Below are 17,506 nucleotides of genomic sequence, written 5' to 3' on the forward strand. Positions count from 1 at the left end.
AACGAGGATTATGCGAATCTCATCCCGTACACTCACCGATTTCCCGTCCGGAGTGCGCGCTCTTGCCGGGTCGGTGTGGTTGCTGTTCGCCGCCTGCACCACCGTCGGTCCGGACTACATACCCCCCGAAACCACCGTACCTCCGGATTTCCACACCAGGGTGGAAAAACAAAAATTCGAAACCACAAAACAAAAAGATAAGGAAAAACAGGAAGCGGTGAAGGAACCGGAAGTTCCGGTGAAACAGGTGACGCCGGAGATGCTCGCCGAATGGTGGCAGACGCTGGAAGACCCTCTCCTCAGTCAGCTGGTGGACAAAGCGGTTAAGGACAACCTTGATTTGAAACTGGCGCAGTCGCGGGTGCGGGAGGAGCGCGCCCGGCGAGGCATCGCGCAGTCAGACCGGTTTCCCACCATCGACGCCGTCGGCAGTACCGCGCGGCAGCGGTCCAGCAGCGAAAACCTGTTTCGTCGCGGCGGCGAATTCAACATGTATTCCGCGGGCTTCGATTCCACCTGGGAAATCGACCTGTTCGGACGCATCCAGCGTTCGGTGGAAGCGGCGGAAGCCTCGGTGGAGGCGCGTAAGGAACAATTGAACGACACGCTGGTCACGCTGGTGGCCGAAGTGGCATTGAACTACATCGAAATCCGCACTTTTCAGGCGCGCCTGGAAGCCGCGGAAAAAAACCGCCGGGTGCAGGAAGAAACGCTGCAGATTGTGAAGGACCGTCTTCAGGCGGGGCTCACTTCCACGCTCACGCTGGAGCAGGCCAAGTACAACCTTGAAAACACCAGGGCGGAAATCCCCACGCTCAAAACCGGAATCGAGCAGGGGAAGAACGGCCTTTCGGTTCTGCTCGGTGAATTCCCCGGTGCCATCAATGAAGAATTGCAGGAATTCAAACAGGTGCCGGTGACGCCGATGGACGTCGTCGTCGGCGTGCCTGCGGATTTACTGCGGCGGCGGCCGGACATCCGCCAGGCGGAACGGGAGCTGGCCGCGCAGACGGCACGCATCGGCATCGCCACCTCGGAGTTGTATCCCCGGTTCACCCTGCTGGGTTCCATCGGGCTGGAATCGATTTCCGCCTCCACCTTTTTGAGCGGACCCGCCACCGCGTTTTCAATCGGGCCGCAAGTGACGTGGAACGTGTTCAGTGCGGGGCGCATCCGCCAGAACATCAAGGTGGAAGATGAACTCCAGGAGCAGGCGCTCATCCAGTACGAAGCCACCGTGCTCACAGCGGTTCAGGACGTGGAAAACGCCCTGATCGATTACGCCAAGGAACAGGTGCGGCGCCAGGCACTCCTCAAATCCATTGAGTCCGCCCAAAACGCGGTGGAGTTATCGCGCGAACTGTACGTTGCGGGCTTGTCGGATTTCATCGCCGTGCTGGAAGCGGAACGTTCCCTGTTCAGTTTCCAGGATCAACTGGCTGTGAGTGAAGGCCGCGTGGTGTCGAACCTGATCCGCCTGTTCAAGGCGCTGGGGGGTGGGTGGAAACCCCTGATGGCAGACGCACCGGAAGAACAACCTCAATCCTGACAGGGACTCATCAATCGAAGGGAACAAACGTGAACCCGGTTTTGAAATTCACACAAACATTTTTGCTGGTCGCCACAGGCCTGTTTGCGGGATGTCAGCAACCCGACACCGCCGCCGCGCCGCAACCCAAGCAACCTCCGCCCATGGTGACGGTGGCCCCGGTGGTACAACAGAAAATCGTTCGCACGCACGAACTGGTGGGTAGAACCGCTTCGGTCCGGACCGTCAACCTCGTCACCCGGGTGGAAGGGTTTCTTGAAAAAAGAAATTTCAAGGAAGGCGAGGACGTCGGCAAGGGAGACCTGTTGTTCATCATCGAACAGGAGCCCTATCAAATCGCGGTGAGAGCGGCGGAAGCCCTCGTTTCCGAAGCGGAAGCGACCCTGGAAAACGCCAGGACCTACCTGAAACGAGTTGAGTCCGTGCGCAAGGGCGCCGTGTCGCAATCCGATCTCGACAAGGCTTCAAGCGATTTCAAGCGTGCCGAGGCGGCGTTGATGCAGGCCAAAGCCAACCTCGAACAGGCGCAACTGAACCTGAGCTACACGGAAATCCGAGCTCCTTTCAGTGGCCGCATCAGCCGTGCCAATGTGCATGAAGGCAACCTGGTGAAACCGGATACGGGACCGCTCGCCACCCTGGTGCAGATGGACCCCATGTACGCGCTGTTCACCGTGGATTCCGGCACGGTTCTGACGGAATTCCAGAACCAGATCAAGCGCGGCAAGGCCACCACCTTCACGCCCAAACTCATTCTGCCCAACGGCACGGAATACCCGTACGCGGGCGTTGAGGATTTCGTCGACCACCGGGTGGATGAACGGACCGGCACCATCACCATCCGTGCCAAGTTTCCCAATCCGGCGAGAAACGTGTTGCCGGGACAAGCGGAGATTCCGCACACCCTGCGCATCCTGCTTCCGGGACAGTTCGTCCGGGTGCGCGTACAACGCGACGAGGTGCGGACCGAGAAGGTGATTCCGCAGGCCGCCATCCAGCAGGACCAGACCGGCAAGTTCGTGCTGGTGGTCGATGCGGAAAACCGCGTGCACAAACGCAACATCACCACGGGAGAAAAGGAAGGCGTCAAATGGATCGTCAAGGAAGGGCTGGAAGTCGGTGAGATGGTGATCGTCGAAGGCTTGCAGAAAGTGCGGCCGGGAACCACGGTCCAGATCGCATCCAAACCTTCCGCCGACACCAAGGAAGGGGCCTGAACGATGTTCAGCAACTTTTTCATCGAGCGGCCCCGCTTCGCTTTCGTCATCTCGATCGTGCTGGTCATTGCCGGGCTCGTGGCCCTGCCGCAGATGCCGGTGTCTTTGTACCCGCCCATCGCGCCGCCGGTGGTGGTGGTGACCGCCTCCTATCCCGGCGCCAACGCCGCCGTTCTGGAAGAAACCGTGGCCGCGCCCATCGAGGAACAGGTCAACGGCGTCGAAGGCATGATCTACATGTCTTCGACCAGCACGGACAGCGGCGCCTACACGCTGGAAGTCACCTTCGAAATCGGCACCGACCCCGACATGGCGACGGTGAACGTGCAGAACCGCATTTCCCTGGCCACGCCGGCATTGCCGGATGAAGTGCAGCGTTCGGGCATCTCCGTCCGCAAACGCTCGCCGGAGTTCTTGCAGATCATCGCGTTTTCCTCTCCCAAAGGCACCTACGACCAGTTGTTCCTGAGCAACTTCATCACCATCAACATCAAGGACGTGCTGGCACGGGTGCCCGGCGTGAGCGACGTCATCATATTTGGCGCGCTGAACTATTCCATCCGCATCTGGATGGACCCGGACAATATGATGAACCTGGGCGTCACCACAAGCGACGTCACCCAGGCCATACGCGACCAGAACATCCAGGCCGCGGCGGGACAGGTGGGGCAGATGCCCGCGCCCCAGGACCAGCAGTTCCAGTACACCATTCACGCCAAAGGCCGGCTCTCCGACGTCTCCGAATTCGAGGACATCATCATCCTCGCCAAGCCCGACGGTTCCGTGGTGCGTTTGAAGGACATCGCCCGCGTCGAAATGAGTTCGCAGACGTTCGAGACCTTTTCCCGGCTCAACGGATCGCCTACCGTCAACTTCGCGGTGTACCAGTTGCCGGACGCCAACGCGCTGGAGGTGGCCCAGCGGATCCGGGAAAAAATGGCCGAGTTGTCCGAAAACTTTCCGCAGGACGTCCAATACATCATCCCCTATGACGCGACCCGGTTCATCGACAACTCGCTGAAGGAACTGGTGGAGACCCTGTTCATCGCGCTGGGTCTCGTGGTGCTGGTGGTTTACATTTTTATCCAGGACTGGCGGGCCACCCTGATTCCCGCGCTCGCCATTCCGGTGTCCCTGATCGGCACCTTTCCCCTGCTCCTGTCCATGGGGTATTCCATCAACAGCCTGACGCTGTTTGCGCTGGTTCTGGCCATTGGCGTGGTGGTGGACGACGCCATCGTGGTCGTTGAAAACGTGCAACGCCATCTGGAGGAGGGACTGGAGCCGAAAGAAGCCACGCGCCAGGGGATGAAGGAAGTGTTCGGCCCCGTCATCGCCACCACGCTGGTCCTGCTTGCGGTTTTTGTTCCGGTCGCCTTCGTTCCGGGGATCAGCGGCGAGCTTTACCGTCAGTTCTCCGTGACCATCGCGTTTGCCGTGTCACTGTCTTCCCTGAACGCACTCACCCTGAGCCCCGCTCTCTGCGCCACCATGTTGCGGAAGCGGACGTCCCGTCCGTGGTTCGCCCTGCGCTGGTTCGAGTTTCTGTTCCGCGGGGTGTCGCACGCGTACCTGTTTTTTGTGAAAGCCCTGGTTCGCCGCTTCGTCTTCACCGTACTCGTTCTTTTGATGATCGGCGGCGGCAGTTACTGGATATTCAAAAACGCCGCGACCGGATTCATCCCACAGGAAGACCAGGGGGTGTTCTTCATCGACGCCCAGCTCCCGGACGGCGCCTCGATGAACCGGACAGATAGCCTGTTGCGGGAGGTGGAATCCATGGTCATGAAAATGCCCGGCGTGGAGAATGTGGTGACCCTGGTTGGCCGGGGATTGATCAGCGGATCGAAACCCAATTCCGGGACCGTCATCGGCGTGCTCAAACCGTGGGAGGAACGCACCGCGCCGGAGCTTTCGAGCGACGCACTGGTGGGACGCGCCTGGGGACTGACGGCACAGGTGCCGGGGGCGCGGTCCATCGTCTTCACCCCGCCGCCGATCCGCGCGCTCGGCAACGCCAGTGGATTCGAAATGCAGCTTCAGGACCGGCGGGGCGGCGAGCCACAGGACCTGTCCTCCGCCATGCGCGGCTTCGTCTTCGAGGCCAACCAGACCCCCGGACTGCAACGCGTGTTCAGCACCTTCACCGCCGAGGTGCCGCAGATCGAACTGGACGTCGACCGCCTGCAGGCCAAGGCGCTGGGCATTCCGGTGGCGGAGATTTTCGAAACCCTGCAGGCACAGCTGGGTTCGTTCTACGTGAACGACTTCAACAAATTCGGCCGTGTTTACCGGGTCATCATCCAGGCGGAAAGTGAGTACCGCAACCACCCTGAGGACATCAACCGCATTTACGTGCGGAGCGCCGCGGGAGCCATGGTGCCGCTCAGCACGCTGACGACAACCACACCCATCCTCGGTCCGGAATCGCTCACGCGGTTCAATGTGTACCGCGCTGCGAAGATCAACGGCTCGCCCGCACCCGGCTACAGCACCGGGCAGGCCATTGCTGCTGTCGAGGAGTTGGCCGCGCGCACCCTGCCCGCGGGCATGGGATTCGAGTGGTCCGGCATGTCCTACCAGGAAGTGGCGGCGGGTTCGCAGGGCCCCATCATTTTCGCCCTGGCTCTGGTTTTTGTTTACCTGTTCCTGGTCGCGCAGTATGAAAGCTGGTCGATTCCGTGGGGCGTCATCCTGTCCGTTCCGGTAGCGGTGCTGGGTGCGCTGGTGGCGATGAAAACCACCGGGCACATCCTCGACATTTACGCGCAGATCGGGCTGGTCATGCTGATCGGCATGGCATCGAAGAACGCCATCCTCATCGTGGAGTTCGCGAAAGTGCAGCGCGAAGGCGGCACGCCGGTGTTCGAGGCGGCCATCACTTCCGCCAGGCTGCGCTTCCGGGCGGTGATGATGACGGCGATCTCCTTCGTGCTGGGGGTTCTGCCGCTGGTGCTGGCCAGTGGCGCGGGCGCCAACAGCCGTCAATCTTTGGGTATCATCGTGTTCGGCGGCATGGTCGCTTCCGCTGTCATCGGCACCCTGCTGGTTCCCTCTCTTTACAGCCTGGTGCAGACGATCACGGAAAAGGCCACGGGTAAAAAGGAGCCCGCTCCCGGCAAACCCGAACCTGCGGAATGAAGCTCCAGCCTTTGCTGTTTATTTAAAACGCAAACGTCGTTGCGACGTAGGAATAGGTGCTGTTGCCCTGACGAGGCGAGCCGGGCACGTCGTCCTGAAAGTCGCCGTCCACGCGGTGCGCCACCCCTGCCTGAACGAATATGTTGGACGTCGCCTGCCACGCGGCGGAGAGATAAATCAGGTGTCCGAGAAAGGAACCGGAGCGTCCTGTTGTGTCGCGCAACCCGGAATTTCCCGCCCACGTATCGGTGTCCGACGCCAGCCAGAACGCGCGATAGTGCAATGTTGCTTTTAAGTTGCGGTGAGGCTGAACGTTCAGTTTCACTGCCGGTCCGTTGACGTTCGACCGCACGAACGCACGGTGGATCATGGTCGGGCCGTAATCGAACACGTTCGCGCCGAACAGGCTGTTGAAGGTGCCGTTTTTGCCGTCGCCGGGATTGGAGTCGCCGCTCGCGTAATCCCACGCCAGCACCAGCCGCGGTGACCATGCCGTTTCAAAACTGTACCCCACTTCCCCGTGAAGGAAATAGGCGAAGTGATCGAGGTCCGCCGTGTTGCCGGGCGCCGTGCTGGAACGGGATTCCCCGAACTGCACCACCGACTCCCATTCGTAATCGAAGTGGCCGCCTTTTGCCGGGCGGAACAAACGAAACCCCGGCGTGTACAATTGACGGTTGCGGGTGGCAAAGTCTCCGTCGTCCTCATGCAGGCCGAACAGGTACACCTCCGCCCGGTCACCCCAAGGCGAATTCCGGGTGGAGAGGAAGAGTCCCCAGAAAATCGTGTCCGGTGACTCCTCGTCGAATTCCACTTCGTTGTCCAGCAGTCGCCCGGCATTGGAAGGCAGGCGGTTGACCGGCATGGTCACCATGGCCCGCACCTGCTCTCCGTCCTTCGATTGCCAGATGGCATCGATTCCGGTGAACGCGTTTTTGGTGTTTCGGTAGCGATTGCGCGCCACCAGGCGACGCTTGCCGAAATCCATGGTCATGCGGCCCGCACGCACCAGCAGGCGGCTTCCGTTTTGAAACAAGTCCTCGCCACGCCATTGCAGGTTGGCTTCCAGCAGTTCGGCCGCGTTGACGATCGTGTTGTTGACCACCGAACCTGAGTCATTGAGGTATCCGCGCGAATCCTGGAACTCCAATTGAATTTTAAATTGCTGGGGCAGATGCACCGTCGCCTGAGCCAGAGTGCGGAGGGCGTACACCTGGTCGCTTCCCGTGGCGCCGTTTCGGAAAGCGCGGTCCAGTGTTTCGTAGCGCGACCGATGCTGAACTTCCATGGAAAACCACCGAGGCAGAACCCCACTCTTGTTTAAAGTGATTTCTGCATCGCGGGCCAGTCCCTTTTCCTTATATACATATCCTTTGGGCGGGGGGAAAGTCTTCTGAGATTCCGCACTTTGCGCCAACACACCGGAGGCAGGCAGGATCCAGCACGCCCCCAGCAGGCACAAGAGGATTGGCTTCAATACAGGCATGGTCCCCTCATTTCCAGAAAGGTCAAAAGACCCGATATACCTACACAAACATAACGGAAGTGTCAACCGAAAGTTTCCGAAAAGGGAAGCCACGGTTTAAATTAAGGGACAGGGATGTCCCTTTTCTGCTTACAGGGGGGGAGTAAGCGGACGGTAATGGAGTGTTACGCAGGGGCATGGGTTTGGCCAGCCTTCGGGAACGGATTCCGGCTCAAACCCCGCAAACCCTTCCTTTTTACCAGGAAGGGCGTGAGCGGCGCATGGCGGAGCGTTTCTTTTTCTGCGCTTCCTTCATCTTTCGCTTTTTCTTGACCGACGGCTTTTCATAATACCGGCGACGTTTGAGTTCCTTGAACAAACCTTCTTTGCTGATCTGGCGTTTCAGAACCTTGAGCGCCCGATCGACCTGATTCTGATGAACGATGGCTTCGATGATGGGGTCCTCCTTGGTAAAAAGTTCACTCCATTCCTGTTCCCTTAAGGATCAGGAAACGCGCCGGACCCGGGTCCGGCGCTTACCTTTAAATATTAACACTAACCCGCGCGGGATGAACGGGCCCGGAACGGTTTTCTTCTGCTTCCGTTGCCGTTGCCGTTGCGGCGCGGCCGTGCGTCATTCTCACCGCGGTACGAGCGGTTGAATTTATCGCTTCGGCCATTGCGGGCCCCTTTCAGAGCCGCCACGCTGGCGGAATGATAGGGATGATCCATATCCACGTCAACGGTGCTCTTGATCTCCCGTTCAATGCGGCTCAGGTAGGGCCGCTCCCCGGCATCGCAGAACGACAGCGCGATGCCTGTCGCACCCGCGCGCGCGGTCCGGCCGATGCGGTGAACGTAGCTTTCCGCTTCCTTGGGCAACTCGTAATTGATGACGTGGGTGATGCCGTCCACATCCAGGCCCCGCGCCACGATATCGGTCGCCACCAGCACCCGCGTTTTGCCGGACCGGAATTTTTCCAGCGCCTGCAAACGGGCGGGTTGCGACTTGTTGCCGTGGATGGCTTCAGCGCGGATGCGCGTCTGGTTCAGTCTCTTCGCCACCTGGTTGGCACCATGCTTGGTGCGGGTGAACACCAGCACGCGCTCGATCTGGGCGTCACCCAAGAGGGACTCGAGAAGAGCCTTCTTGTTTTCCTTGTCCACAAACAGGATTTTCTGCGCGATGTTCTTTCCTGTGGTTGAAGGCGGGGACACGGAAACGTGAACCGGATCGTGCAGGAACGTGGAGATGAGCCGGCGCACTTCCTGCGGCAGGGTGGCCGAAAACAGCATGGTCTGCCGGTTTTTCGGGAGCGCGGCATGAATCCGGCGCACGTCCGGCAAAAAACCCATGTCCAGCATGCGATCGGCTTCGTCCAGCACGAAAATTTCAACTTTATCCAGGCGCAGCGCCCTCTGCTCCATCAAATCGAGGAGGCGTCCGGGAGTGGCGACCAGCACATCGACGCCGCGTTTGAGCGCGCGAATCTGGTGAAAGGTTTTGACGCCGCCGTACACCAGAGCCCGGCTGAGTTTCAAATGACGTCCGTAAACCCGAAAACTTTCTTCGATCTGCACCGCAAGCTCGCGCGTCGGTGCCAGGATCAATGCCCGCGCCCCTTTGGGCCCGGGAACGGTGTTGGATTCCGCCAGCCTCTGCAACAGGGGCAATGCGAAAGCCGCGGTTTTGCCCGTACCCGTCTGGGCACAGCCCAGCAGGTCGCGGCCCTGCAGGAGATGCGGGATGGATTCCGCCTGAATCGGCGTCGGCGTCTGGTACTGTTCCTCTTCAAGAGAGCGGAGAATGGGGTGGATCAGGTTGAGGGATGCAAATCCCTCGGCAGAGGGAGCGGTCAATACAGTGTTCAAAATAATATCCTTTGGTAGTGTTGCTCGAAATAGAAGGCGCAACGATTCCAGACTCTTCAGTGCAAGCCCGAAGATGCGGCTTCGTACCCGGTGATTCGGGTGATAGCGTTAATTTGAGGAGAACAAGAGGGAAGGGAAACAGAAACGCGCCGGAATAGAGGTTCCGGGAAGGTTTCGATCCAGAAAGAAAGCTTTTCAGCTCATCGCCGCCAATTCTCAAACAGCTCAATCAACTAGCAGGGAACATTATAACCCAAACAAACTCAATAAGCGAACCCTATTATTCCGCCCTGAAAGGGGAAATCGGACGAACCGGCGGGGAAAACGGCCTCAAAACACGTCATTTACCGGAGGGCCGGCCCACCCCTTCCCCCTCCAAATCCGTCATGTATTCGCTTCCCGGCAAGATGGATTGGGATTGAGACTGGATTTCCATGGCTTCATGGGCAGGGAAATGGCTGTCAGCCGTTATCGAACAAGCGGGTTGATTTTATGGCCGCTATTTCATAATATTTGCGCATGCTGAATCGAATCATGACGGGCATTCTGTTTGCGGGAGGTGCGTTGCTGCTGTTTGCGGCGCAGACCGTGGCCGCCCCGCATGCGCATGAAGGGGTGAATCCGTTCGCTTCCCATGCCTCTTCCACGAACGCGCAGAAACCCCATTGTCCGCAACACGAACACCACCTGTTGATCCTCTGCCCGCACGCAAACCGGACGGGGAGCGCACATCCGGTGGACTGCCAGATCAGCCGCGATTGCGGAGAGCACCCGCGCGCGGTGGTTACCGGATTTTCATCCCTGCCTCCCGTGGAACGGGCTGCCATTGGGGTTAAATGGAATCCCTTTCTCCAAAATGAGCCCGGCTCCCTGCAAACCGCTTTCTATAATTCCATGCCCCCTCACGACCCGCTGGACCCCCCTCCCCGATCCTCCTGACTTCATCCGAACCCATCAATATTTTTTGACCGAACCCGGCGTCCGTTTGTGATCGGCCCCGTTGAATTTGGCTGTGACGCATTCACCCCTGTTTGCGTACGGCGCAAAATCGATCGGGCCACAGATGCCGCGGTTCCAACCGTTCCAGGAAGTCAAAAGGAGGTTCCCGTGGACAGCAGATTGAAATTCGTAATCCCATTCTTTATCAACGCTGTTTTGAGTTTCTTTCTTTTTGCACCCGCCGTGTTTGCAGAGAGCAAGGAAATCGTGCTGAAAGAAATTGAGGTTGTTGGAAAAAAGGAAAAATCGAAGGGAACGCTGACCGTCCCCAGCAACGCAGAGGCGGAAAAGGAAATCAAGAAAGCGCCGGGCGGCGTGAACGTGGTCACTGAGGAATCGTTTGAGGACACCTACACCCTCAACTTTGAAGACACGCTGGCCCTGGTGCCGGGAGCGTACGCGCAGAAGCGGTTTGGCGAGGAAGTCAGGCTGTCGCTTCGCGGGTCTGGTCTCGCACGCGGTTTTCATCTTGTGGGCCTGCGGCTGTTGCAGGATGGCATTCCATTCAACCTGGCCGACGGCAGTGGCGATTTCCAGGAAATGGATTTCCTCGCCTTGCAACGCATCGAGGTTTATAAAGGAGGTAACGCCCTGCAGTATGGCGGCATCACGCTGGGCGGGGCGGTCAACCTGATCACCAAAAACGGCAAGAGTCACCCCGGGCAGATGTACCGGTTCGACGGCGGGGCCGACCAGACCTTCCGCCTGCACCTGCAATCCGGTTACCAGTTCAACCGGTCCGACCTGTTCGTCAGTGTCACGGCCACCACCAGCGACGACTTCCGTGACCATGCCAGGCAGGAGAACGTCAAGTTCAACAGCAACTACGGTCTGCGCCTGTCCGACTCCGTCGAGACGCGTTTTTACCTGAGCACCAACGTCATCGCACAGGAGTTGCCGGGAACGGTCACCCTAGGCCAGGCTCTCAGCAATCCGGAAAACGCCAACCCCTCCGCCATCACCCAGGACTGGCAGCGGGACATCAATTCCGTGCGCCTGTCCAACAAAACCACCTTCGATCTGGGAAACGGCAGGTTCGTGGACGTGGGCGCGTATGTCAATCACAAAACCCTGTTTCATCCCATCACGTCGTTCGTCGGCATCATCGACCAGACCAGCCTCGACTACGGTGTGTTCGCGCAGGCACATGGCTCCTACTCGCTGAGCGGATATAAAAACGAATTCCGCGGCGGCGTGCTTTCCCAGTTCGGCTACACCAATGCACTGGTGTTTCAGAACTTCGGCGGTGCGCGCGGCGCTCTGACTTCCGACCAGGATCAGTCCGCGGAGACGGTGGTGCTGTACGGCGAGAATCATTTTTACTTCAACCCCCAGTGGGCGCTGGTCACGGGCGGCCAGGTGATTTATGCCGGGCGCGAATCGGAAAACAAGCTTGCGCCCGCGCAGAGCGATTCCCAGACCACCGCCACCTTCAACCCGCGCGTGGGCGTGATGTACCACCACACCCCCACCATCCAGTTTTTCGCCAACGTCACGCGCAGTTACGAACCGCCTGATTTCTCCAACCTGACGCAGGGCGGCGCGGCGGGATTCGCCCCTCTCTCCGCACAGAAAGCGTGGACCGTCGAGGTGGGAAGCCGCGGGCAACACGGACGCGTGGCATGGGACATTGCCCTTTATCGTGCGTGGGTGGATGACGAACTGCTTCAGTTCACAACCGGACCCGGGTTCCCCGTTTCCACCTTCAATGCCGATTCCACCATCCACCAGGGTGTGGAAGCGGGCCTCGACCTCCTGCTGGCCCGCAACCTGCTGCAGGGGGGCGACCGCCTGCAGTGGCGCAACGCGTACACCTACAGCGATTTCAATTTCGATGACAACGTTCAGCACGGCGACAACACCCTGCCGGGTCAGCCGCCCCATTTTTACCAGGCGGAGTTGCGCTACACGGACGGGGACAAATGGTTCGTCGCCCCGACCCTGGAGGCGGCAAGCAGTGCGTACGTCGATTTCTCCAATCGGTTGAAGGCTCCGGGTTATGCCATACTCGGGTTCACGGCGGGCTACACGGTGAACAAGAATATCGACGTGTTCGCCAATGGACGCAACCTGCTGGACAAAAACTTCATCTCCACCTTTTCCACCATCGCCACCCCGACGCCCTTCAACCAGGCGGCGTTTTATGCGGGAGACGACCGCCGCATCTTCGGCGGCGTGCGCCTCAAGTTTTAACCTGCGGCGTGCTTTGATTTTAATTTCGCGAAAAGGGGAGTTTGAAATATGAAAGTCCGGCATTGGACCAAATTAATGTGTGGGAGGGGTATCAGGCAGGTCCTGTGCCTGGCATTGATTGTTTCGGCTCCCCTTTTCGCATCCGCCCAGGAACCCAACGGAGACCCGATCCTCCTCCGCGCAGGGCGGGTTTTCGATGGAAATCGCACACCCGGACATCCCCTGGGGTATTGACGGGCAGGAACTGCTTTACCTCATCCAATGGGCGGGAAAGGACCCGCTGGAAATCCTTCGCGCCACCACGTCCCAATCCGGGGAACACCTGGGTATTCCGCTTCTCGGCACTATGGAGCCGGGGGCGCCGGCGGACCTCATCGCCGTGAAGGGAAGCCCGTCACATGACCTGAAAGTCCTCGAATATCCGGACCTGGTTGTTTCCGGGGGGCATGTGGTGGTGAACCGGTTTTAACCACCCCCATTTTAAATGAACCTGCAAGTGGCCTGTCCCGGCGCACCTCTTGGTAGGGACCCTGCCCCGTCTTCCAGCCGGGTCCCGGCTTCGATTCGTTTCCCTTGTGATAATTCAAAAAATCCGAATAATAGAGGTCTTGTGACATAGGACTCGAACTCTTGCGAATGACACTTCAAAACAGGATACGTTTTGCAAAATCCTCAACTCAGTATTGACCAGCTTCTTCAGGAAGCGGCGCAGGCACTCAATACCCAACGCCTGGAAGATGCCCGGAATTGCCTTCAACAGGTTTTGGAACTCGACGCCAACCATTTCGACGCGCTGCATATTCTGGGAGTGCTGGCCTTCCAGAAAGGCAACCCTTCGGAAGCAGAGGCTTTCATTCGCCGCGCGCTGGCGGTGGACGACGGTTTTGCCGAAGCGCACTACAACCTTGGAAAAGTGCTGCGGGAACGCGGACGGCTGAAGGAAGCGGCGGAGGCATATCAAAAAGCCGTGCGGATCAACGACCGCCTCGATCCGGCATGGTTCAACCTGGGGCTGGTCGAACTGGAATGGGGCCACCATACGCAGGCGGTCGATGCCTTCCGTCGAGCGGCAGCAATCGATCCCACCGATCCGGATTATCCGTTCAACCTGGGAAACGCCCTTTCCACCCTGGGAGACGTGAAAGAAGCCCGCCGGCAATTCGAACGTACGGTCTTCCTCGATCCATCCTACGCCCACGCCTGGAACAATCTTGGCATCATGTTGCGGGAATGCGGGGAGATCAAAGAGGCGGTGGATGCCTACCAACGCGCCCTGGACATCAATCCCCGATTCGCGGATGCCCATTTCAATCTCGGCAACCTGCATGAAGCGCAGGGAAATGCCGAACAGGCTTTGGCCTGCTATCAGCAGGCGGTGAACGCCAATCCCAGGTTTGCCAAGGCATACAATAACCTGGCCCACATGTATTACCTGCAAATGGATATGGACCGGGCGCGCGAGACCTATGAAACGGTATTGGAGATCGATCCCGCAAATCACACGGCCCGGCACATGATGGACGCCCTGCGCGGCACAACCACCCAGGCCGCGCCTGCAGATTACGTCTCCCGGTTGTTTGACAAGGCGGCTCCGGAGTTCGAGGAAAGGTTGGTCCTCTCCCTCAAATACCAGTCACCCAAAGAACTGCGTCAGATGCTGGACGCTTCAGTTCCTGAGGATAAGGTTTTTGAATGCGCTGTCGACCTGGGTTGCGGTACCGGACTTTCCGGAGAAGCCTTCAAATCACGCACCCAAAAGTTGACGGGTGTGGACCTCTCCGCGAGGATGCTGCAAAAGGCCCGCGATAAAAATATCTACGATGCGTTGCATGAAGGAGGACTGGTCGAGTTTCTGGACCGGGCCCAGGAAAGATTCGACCTGTTCATTGCCGCGGACGTGCTGGTGTACATCGGTGACCTGGATCCGTTATTCCAGGCGGTGCAGAAACGCGCATCCGCTGGCGCGTGGTTTTTGTTTTCGGTAGAACGGGTTGATGAAACCGATTTCGCCCTGCGCCCGACCGGACGCTACGCCCATTCCCGGTCTTACATCGAATCCATTGCAGAAAAAAATGGTTTCACCTGCCTGGCGTTTGAAGAAACGGTGGTCCGCATGGAACGCGACGAACCCATTCCCGGTTTCAACGTGGTGACCCGCCTTAGCGAAAGCCCTCCAGGGGAGTGAAAACCCCTTCCTCCAATCCGCTTACAGGATGTCGAGAACCTGCTCCGGTGGACGTCCGAGCGCGGCTTTGCCGTTTGCGAGCACGATGGGGCGCTCGATGAGGATGGGATTCTGCGCCATCGCCTGAATCAGTTCGTCGTCTGTCAGTCCGGGGTTGTCGAGATTCAACTCCCCGTATTCGTCCTCTTTTTTTCGCATCAACTCGCGCGGCGACAAACCGAGCTTTCCAAGAATGTTTTTCAATTCGTCTGCCGGCGGTGGAGTTTTAAGGTATTCGATGACTTGAGGCTCGACGCCTTTTTCCTTCAGCAACTCCAGCGTCGCGCGCGATTTACTGCATTTTGGATTGTGGTAGATGGTGACTGCCATGATTTTTTCCCTGAATATCAGATTCCTTTAAAACCATAATTCAAAATCTCCACCAGCTTCGCTCAAAGAAGAGCGGAGGACAATGGAAAATCAATCGTCCTCGGAGAAATTCAGGGATTTCCTACGGCTGAGATAATCCACACAACCGGCGAGGTCCGAAAACAGGAAGCGTTCTGGAACCAAACTGGGAATCATGTCTATTTTCATGAGCATGTCCCGGGGTTGATCCTGCAGGCCGCAAATGAACACGGTGATCCCACGACTTTTCAAATCCAGGACCACCTCTTCCATGGCAAACAGCCCGGTCTGGTCGATGAACGGCACTTCCTTCATTTTAAGAATGACAATCCGAATCCCCTGGAACTGTTTGGCGATATCCTGAAACGTCATCGCAAACCCAAAAAAAAGCGGACCGCGCAGGCGCTTGATGAAAACCGCGTCGGACAATTCGGACGTCAGGCAAACGCTCTCATCGGGGGACGAGTCCTGCGAATTGGAATAGGAGCCCAACGACATGACTTCCGTCTGGGTTTCGGCCAGGTCCCCCATTTTTTTCATGAACAGGATGGAGGATAGAATCATACCCAGGGCCACGGCCTGAATGAGGTCCGCGAATACGGTCATCGATAATACCGCAATCATGACGGCCGTCTCTTCGCGTGGGAGCCGGCGGATGTGCTTCAGGCCTTTGTAGTCGATGATGCCGATCCCCACCGTCACCAGGATTCCCGCCAGTACCGGAACGGGAATCCGGGACACCCAGGGTCCGGCCACCATCAGAACCAGAATCAGGGACAGGCCGTGCACCACGCCGGAAAGCCGCGTCCGCGCTCCCGAATTGGTGTTGACGAGGGTGGACATGGTGGTCCCCGCCCCGGGGATGCCGCCAATGGATGCCGCAGCCATGTTACCCAGTCCCTGGCCGATCAATTCCTGGTTGCTGTCATGTTTGGTTTTGGTCACGTTGTCGGCAATCACCGAAGTGAGCAGGGAATCGATGCTTCCCAGAAGGGCCAAGGTGATTCCGGAATAAAAAATCAATTCCAGATTCATCAATTCCCAGTTCAAAAGAAGGGCCAGCCTGAATTCCGGAAGCTGTGAAGGAATGGCGCCGATGTTGACCACTTTGAAACCCGTCCATACCGCCAGCACGGAAACAGTGACCAGGGCCAACAAAATATTCGGCACAGTGCGCGTGATTTTGGGAAAAAGAAAAATGATGGCCACCGTGACCAAACCCAGTCCCGCGGCCTCGAAATTGAAGTCGGTAAATAATTGAGGGAGCCCGAGCAATATGTTGTGGATTCCCTTTGGCGATTCTTTTCCCACCAATGGAAAAATCTGGAGAAGAATGATGATGATCCCGATTCCCGTCATGAAACCGGAGACCACGGGATAAGGGATGTACCGGATGTATTTGCCGAACCTCAAAACTCCGAAGAGGGCCTGCATCACTCCTGAAAAAAAGAAGGTTGCGATGATGGTGGGAAGGGCAGCTTCCAGGCTTCCTGCCTGTTCGATCGACCCGCTGACCACAAGGGCGGCAACGACAAGCATGGGCCCGGTGGGTCCGCTGATCTGGGTAGGCGTACCGCCAGATACCGATGCGACCAGGCTCAGTGCGATGGCACCATAGAATCCCGCCACGGGACCCAGTCCCGACTGGGCTCCAAATGCCAGCGCCAGGGGAATGCCCACGATTCCGGCCGAAATGCCTCCGGCCATATCCCCGCGCCAGTTGGCAAAAGTGAAGCGTTTCAATTCCGGTGTGGAAGCCACATGCAAGCACCAAAAAGGTTCGCATTTGAACAAGGGTGACTGTCGCTGCCAATTTCAAGGAGCCGGTGGCATTTCAATAGTAGTCCATCGCTCGCAAAAGTCCACTGTTTCTTGTTGGGATTATTTCTCCATTTTAAAAAGGGCCGAATCCGTTTTCCCCGGTTCAGTACCCGGAGGCTCTACAAAAACGAATTCAATTCCAGTACCATTGGTTCTCTCAACAGGTTTGTGTTCTGCCAGCTGATATTCAAACGTTTTTCACAATTTTTCATTTTAAGAGTACGCATTTGGAATCGCTTATAGAATGGAATTATCTGGGGATGTTTACCGCCGCGTTTCTCGCGGCAACGATTCTCCCTTTGAGTTCCGAGGTGGTTCTGAGCGCCCTCCTGTTGAACGGCCTGACACCCTCGGTTCTGGTTGCCATTGCCACCCTGGGCAACGTGCTGGGTTCCGTCGTGAATTACGGGCTGGGGTACGGAGGCACCAAATTATTCAAACGAAATTTTTCCAGTACTTCAAAAAGAGAAATTGATACCGCACTGGCAAGGTACCAAAAGTATGGCACCACTTCCCTCCTCTTTGCGTGGGTCCCGGTGATCGGCGACCCCCTCACCGTCGCGGCGGGAGTGTTGCGCGTGAACCTTTCCACGTTTCTACTGCTGGTTACGATCGGCAAACTGGGGAGGTACGTGGTGATCACTTACATTACCCTGAATAGCTGACCGGGACCGGAC

General features: G+C 58.0%; 13 protein-coding genes. 8 read left to right on the forward strand and 5 right to left on the reverse strand.

Annotated features, from left to right (window positions below; all coding sequences use genetic code 11):
- Positions 1 to 10: 10 nt before the first annotated feature.
- From ACTRXA_RS11205 to ACTRXA_RS11215, 3 genes are read left to right on the forward strand one after another with little or no spacing between them, the layout of a single operon-like run.
- Complete coding sequence (locus tag ACTRXA_RS11205) at positions 11 to 1,549, forward strand: efflux transporter outer membrane subunit (RefSeq protein WP_442427280.1); 1,539 nt, start codon at positions 11 to 13, stop codon at positions 1,547 to 1,549.
- Between the two features lie 29 nt (positions 1,550 to 1,578).
- Complete coding sequence (locus ACTRXA_RS11210) at positions 1,579 to 2,766, forward strand: efflux RND transporter periplasmic adaptor subunit (protein ID WP_442427281.1); 1,188 nt, start codon at positions 1,579 to 1,581, stop codon at positions 2,764 to 2,766.
- A 3-nt stretch (positions 2,767 to 2,769) separates the two neighbouring features.
- Positions 2,770 to 5,907 (forward strand): efflux RND transporter permease subunit, encoded by a 3,138-nt coding sequence (locus ACTRXA_RS11215; RefSeq protein ID WP_442427282.1) that lies wholly within the window; start codon positions 2,770 to 2,772, stop codon positions 5,905 to 5,907.
- Positions 5,908 to 5,929: 22 nt separating this feature from the next.
- On the opposite strand, the gene ACTRXA_RS11220 is transcribed toward ACTRXA_RS11215, so the two are convergent.
- The 3 genes from ACTRXA_RS11220 to ACTRXA_RS11230 all read right to left on the reverse strand — a co-directional run bounded on the left by ACTRXA_RS11220 (position 5,930) and on the right by ACTRXA_RS11230 (position 9,244).
- Complete coding sequence (locus ACTRXA_RS11220; RefSeq protein WP_442427283.1) at positions 5,930 to 7,195, reverse strand: alginate export family protein; 1,266 nt, start codon at positions 7,193 to 7,195, stop codon at positions 5,930 to 5,932.
- Between the two features lie 433 nt (positions 7,196 to 7,628).
- Positions 7,629 to 7,826, reverse strand: a complete 198-nt coding sequence (gene rpsU, locus ACTRXA_RS11225) for a 30S ribosomal protein S21 (protein WP_042251432.1) — start codon at positions 7,824 to 7,826, stop codon at positions 7,629 to 7,631.
- 101 nt (positions 7,827 to 7,927) lie between these two features.
- Positions 7,928 to 9,244 (reverse strand): DEAD/DEAH box helicase, encoded by a 1,317-nt coding sequence (locus tag ACTRXA_RS11230; protein WP_442427284.1) that lies wholly within the window; start codon positions 9,242 to 9,244, stop codon positions 7,928 to 7,930.
- 519 nt (positions 9,245 to 9,763) lie between these two features.
- Here ACTRXA_RS11230 and ACTRXA_RS11235 point away from each other — a divergent pair.
- The 4 genes from ACTRXA_RS11235 to ACTRXA_RS11250 all read left to right on the forward strand — a co-directional run bounded on the left by ACTRXA_RS11235 (position 9,764) and on the right by ACTRXA_RS11250 (position 14,621).
- Positions 9,764 to 10,183 carry a hypothetical protein gene (locus tag ACTRXA_RS11235; RefSeq protein ID WP_442427285.1) on the forward strand — a complete coding sequence of 140 codons (420 nt, stop codon included), beginning with the start codon at positions 9,764 to 9,766 and terminating at the stop codon, positions 10,181 to 10,183.
- A 168-nt stretch (positions 10,184 to 10,351) separates the two neighbouring features.
- On the forward strand, positions 10,352 to 12,436 hold the full coding sequence (locus ACTRXA_RS11240) for a TonB-dependent receptor family protein (RefSeq protein WP_442427286.1): 2,085 nt from the start codon (positions 10,352 to 10,354) through the stop codon (positions 12,434 to 12,436).
- Positions 12,437 to 12,632: 196 nt separating this feature from the next.
- Positions 12,633 to 12,905, forward strand: coding sequence for an amidohydrolase family protein (locus ACTRXA_RS11245; protein WP_442427287.1), 273 nt, complete (start codon positions 12,633 to 12,635; stop codon positions 12,903 to 12,905).
- 192 nt (positions 12,906 to 13,097) lie between these two features.
- Complete coding sequence (locus ACTRXA_RS11250; protein ID WP_442427288.1) at positions 13,098 to 14,621, forward strand: tetratricopeptide repeat protein; 1,524 nt, start codon at positions 13,098 to 13,100, stop codon at positions 14,619 to 14,621.
- 21 nt (positions 14,622 to 14,642) lie between these two features.
- Here ACTRXA_RS11250 and arsC read toward each other — a convergent pair whose 3' ends face one another.
- The gene (arsC, locus tag ACTRXA_RS11255; protein ID WP_442427289.1) at positions 14,643 to 14,990 is read right to left on the reverse strand and encodes an arsenate reductase (glutaredoxin); all 348 of its coding nucleotides are present in this window, start codon (positions 14,988 to 14,990) and stop codon (positions 14,643 to 14,645) included.
- Positions 14,991 to 15,080: 90 nt separating this feature from the next.
- Positions 15,081 to 16,769 carry a SulP family inorganic anion transporter gene (locus tag ACTRXA_RS11260; RefSeq protein WP_442427290.1) on the reverse strand — a complete coding sequence of 563 codons (1,689 nt, stop codon included), beginning with the start codon at positions 16,767 to 16,769 and terminating at the stop codon, positions 15,081 to 15,083.
- Between the two features lie 320 nt (positions 16,770 to 17,089).
- Between ACTRXA_RS11260 and ACTRXA_RS11265 the strand changes: the two genes are divergently transcribed.
- On the forward strand, positions 17,090 to 17,494 hold the full coding sequence (locus ACTRXA_RS11265; protein WP_442427291.1) for a YqaA family protein: 405 nt from the start codon (positions 17,090 to 17,092) through the stop codon (positions 17,492 to 17,494).
- Positions 17,495 to 17,506 lie beyond the last annotated feature (12 nt).

The sequence above is a fragment of the Nitrospina sp. P1_D6 genome, assembly GCF_052156615.1.
In the GTDB taxonomy this organism is placed as follows: domain Bacteria; phylum Nitrospinota; class Nitrospinia; order Nitrospinales; family Nitrospinaceae; genus Nitrospina.

Excerpts from the sequence above, each read along its gene's own strand:
- ACTRXA_RS11205 (WP_442427280.1), top strand. The coding sequence starts at position 11 with ATGCGAATCTCATCCCGTACACTCACCGATTTCCCGTCCGGAGTGCGC.
- ACTRXA_RS11215 (WP_442427282.1), top strand. The coding sequence starts at position 2,770 with ATGTTCAGCAACTTTTTCATCGAGCGGCCCCGCTTCGCTTTCGTCATC.
- ACTRXA_RS11220 (WP_442427283.1), bottom strand. The coding sequence starts at position 7,195 with ATGGAAGTTCAGCATCGGTCGCGCTACGAAACACTGGACCGCGCTTTC.
- ACTRXA_RS11235 (WP_442427285.1), top strand. The coding sequence starts at position 9,764 with ATGCTGAATCGAATCATGACGGGCATTCTGTTTGCGGGAGGTGCGTTG.
- ACTRXA_RS11245 (WP_442427287.1), top strand. The coding sequence starts at position 12,633 with ATGGAAATCGCACACCCGGACATCCCCTGGGGTATTGACGGGCAGGAA.
- arsC (WP_442427289.1), bottom strand. The coding sequence starts at position 14,990 with ATGGCAGTCACCATCTACCACAATCCAAAATGCAGTAAATCGCGCGCG.
- ACTRXA_RS11265 (WP_442427291.1), top strand. The coding sequence starts at position 17,090 with ATGTTTACCGCCGCGTTTCTCGCGGCAACGATTCTCCCTTTGAGTTCC.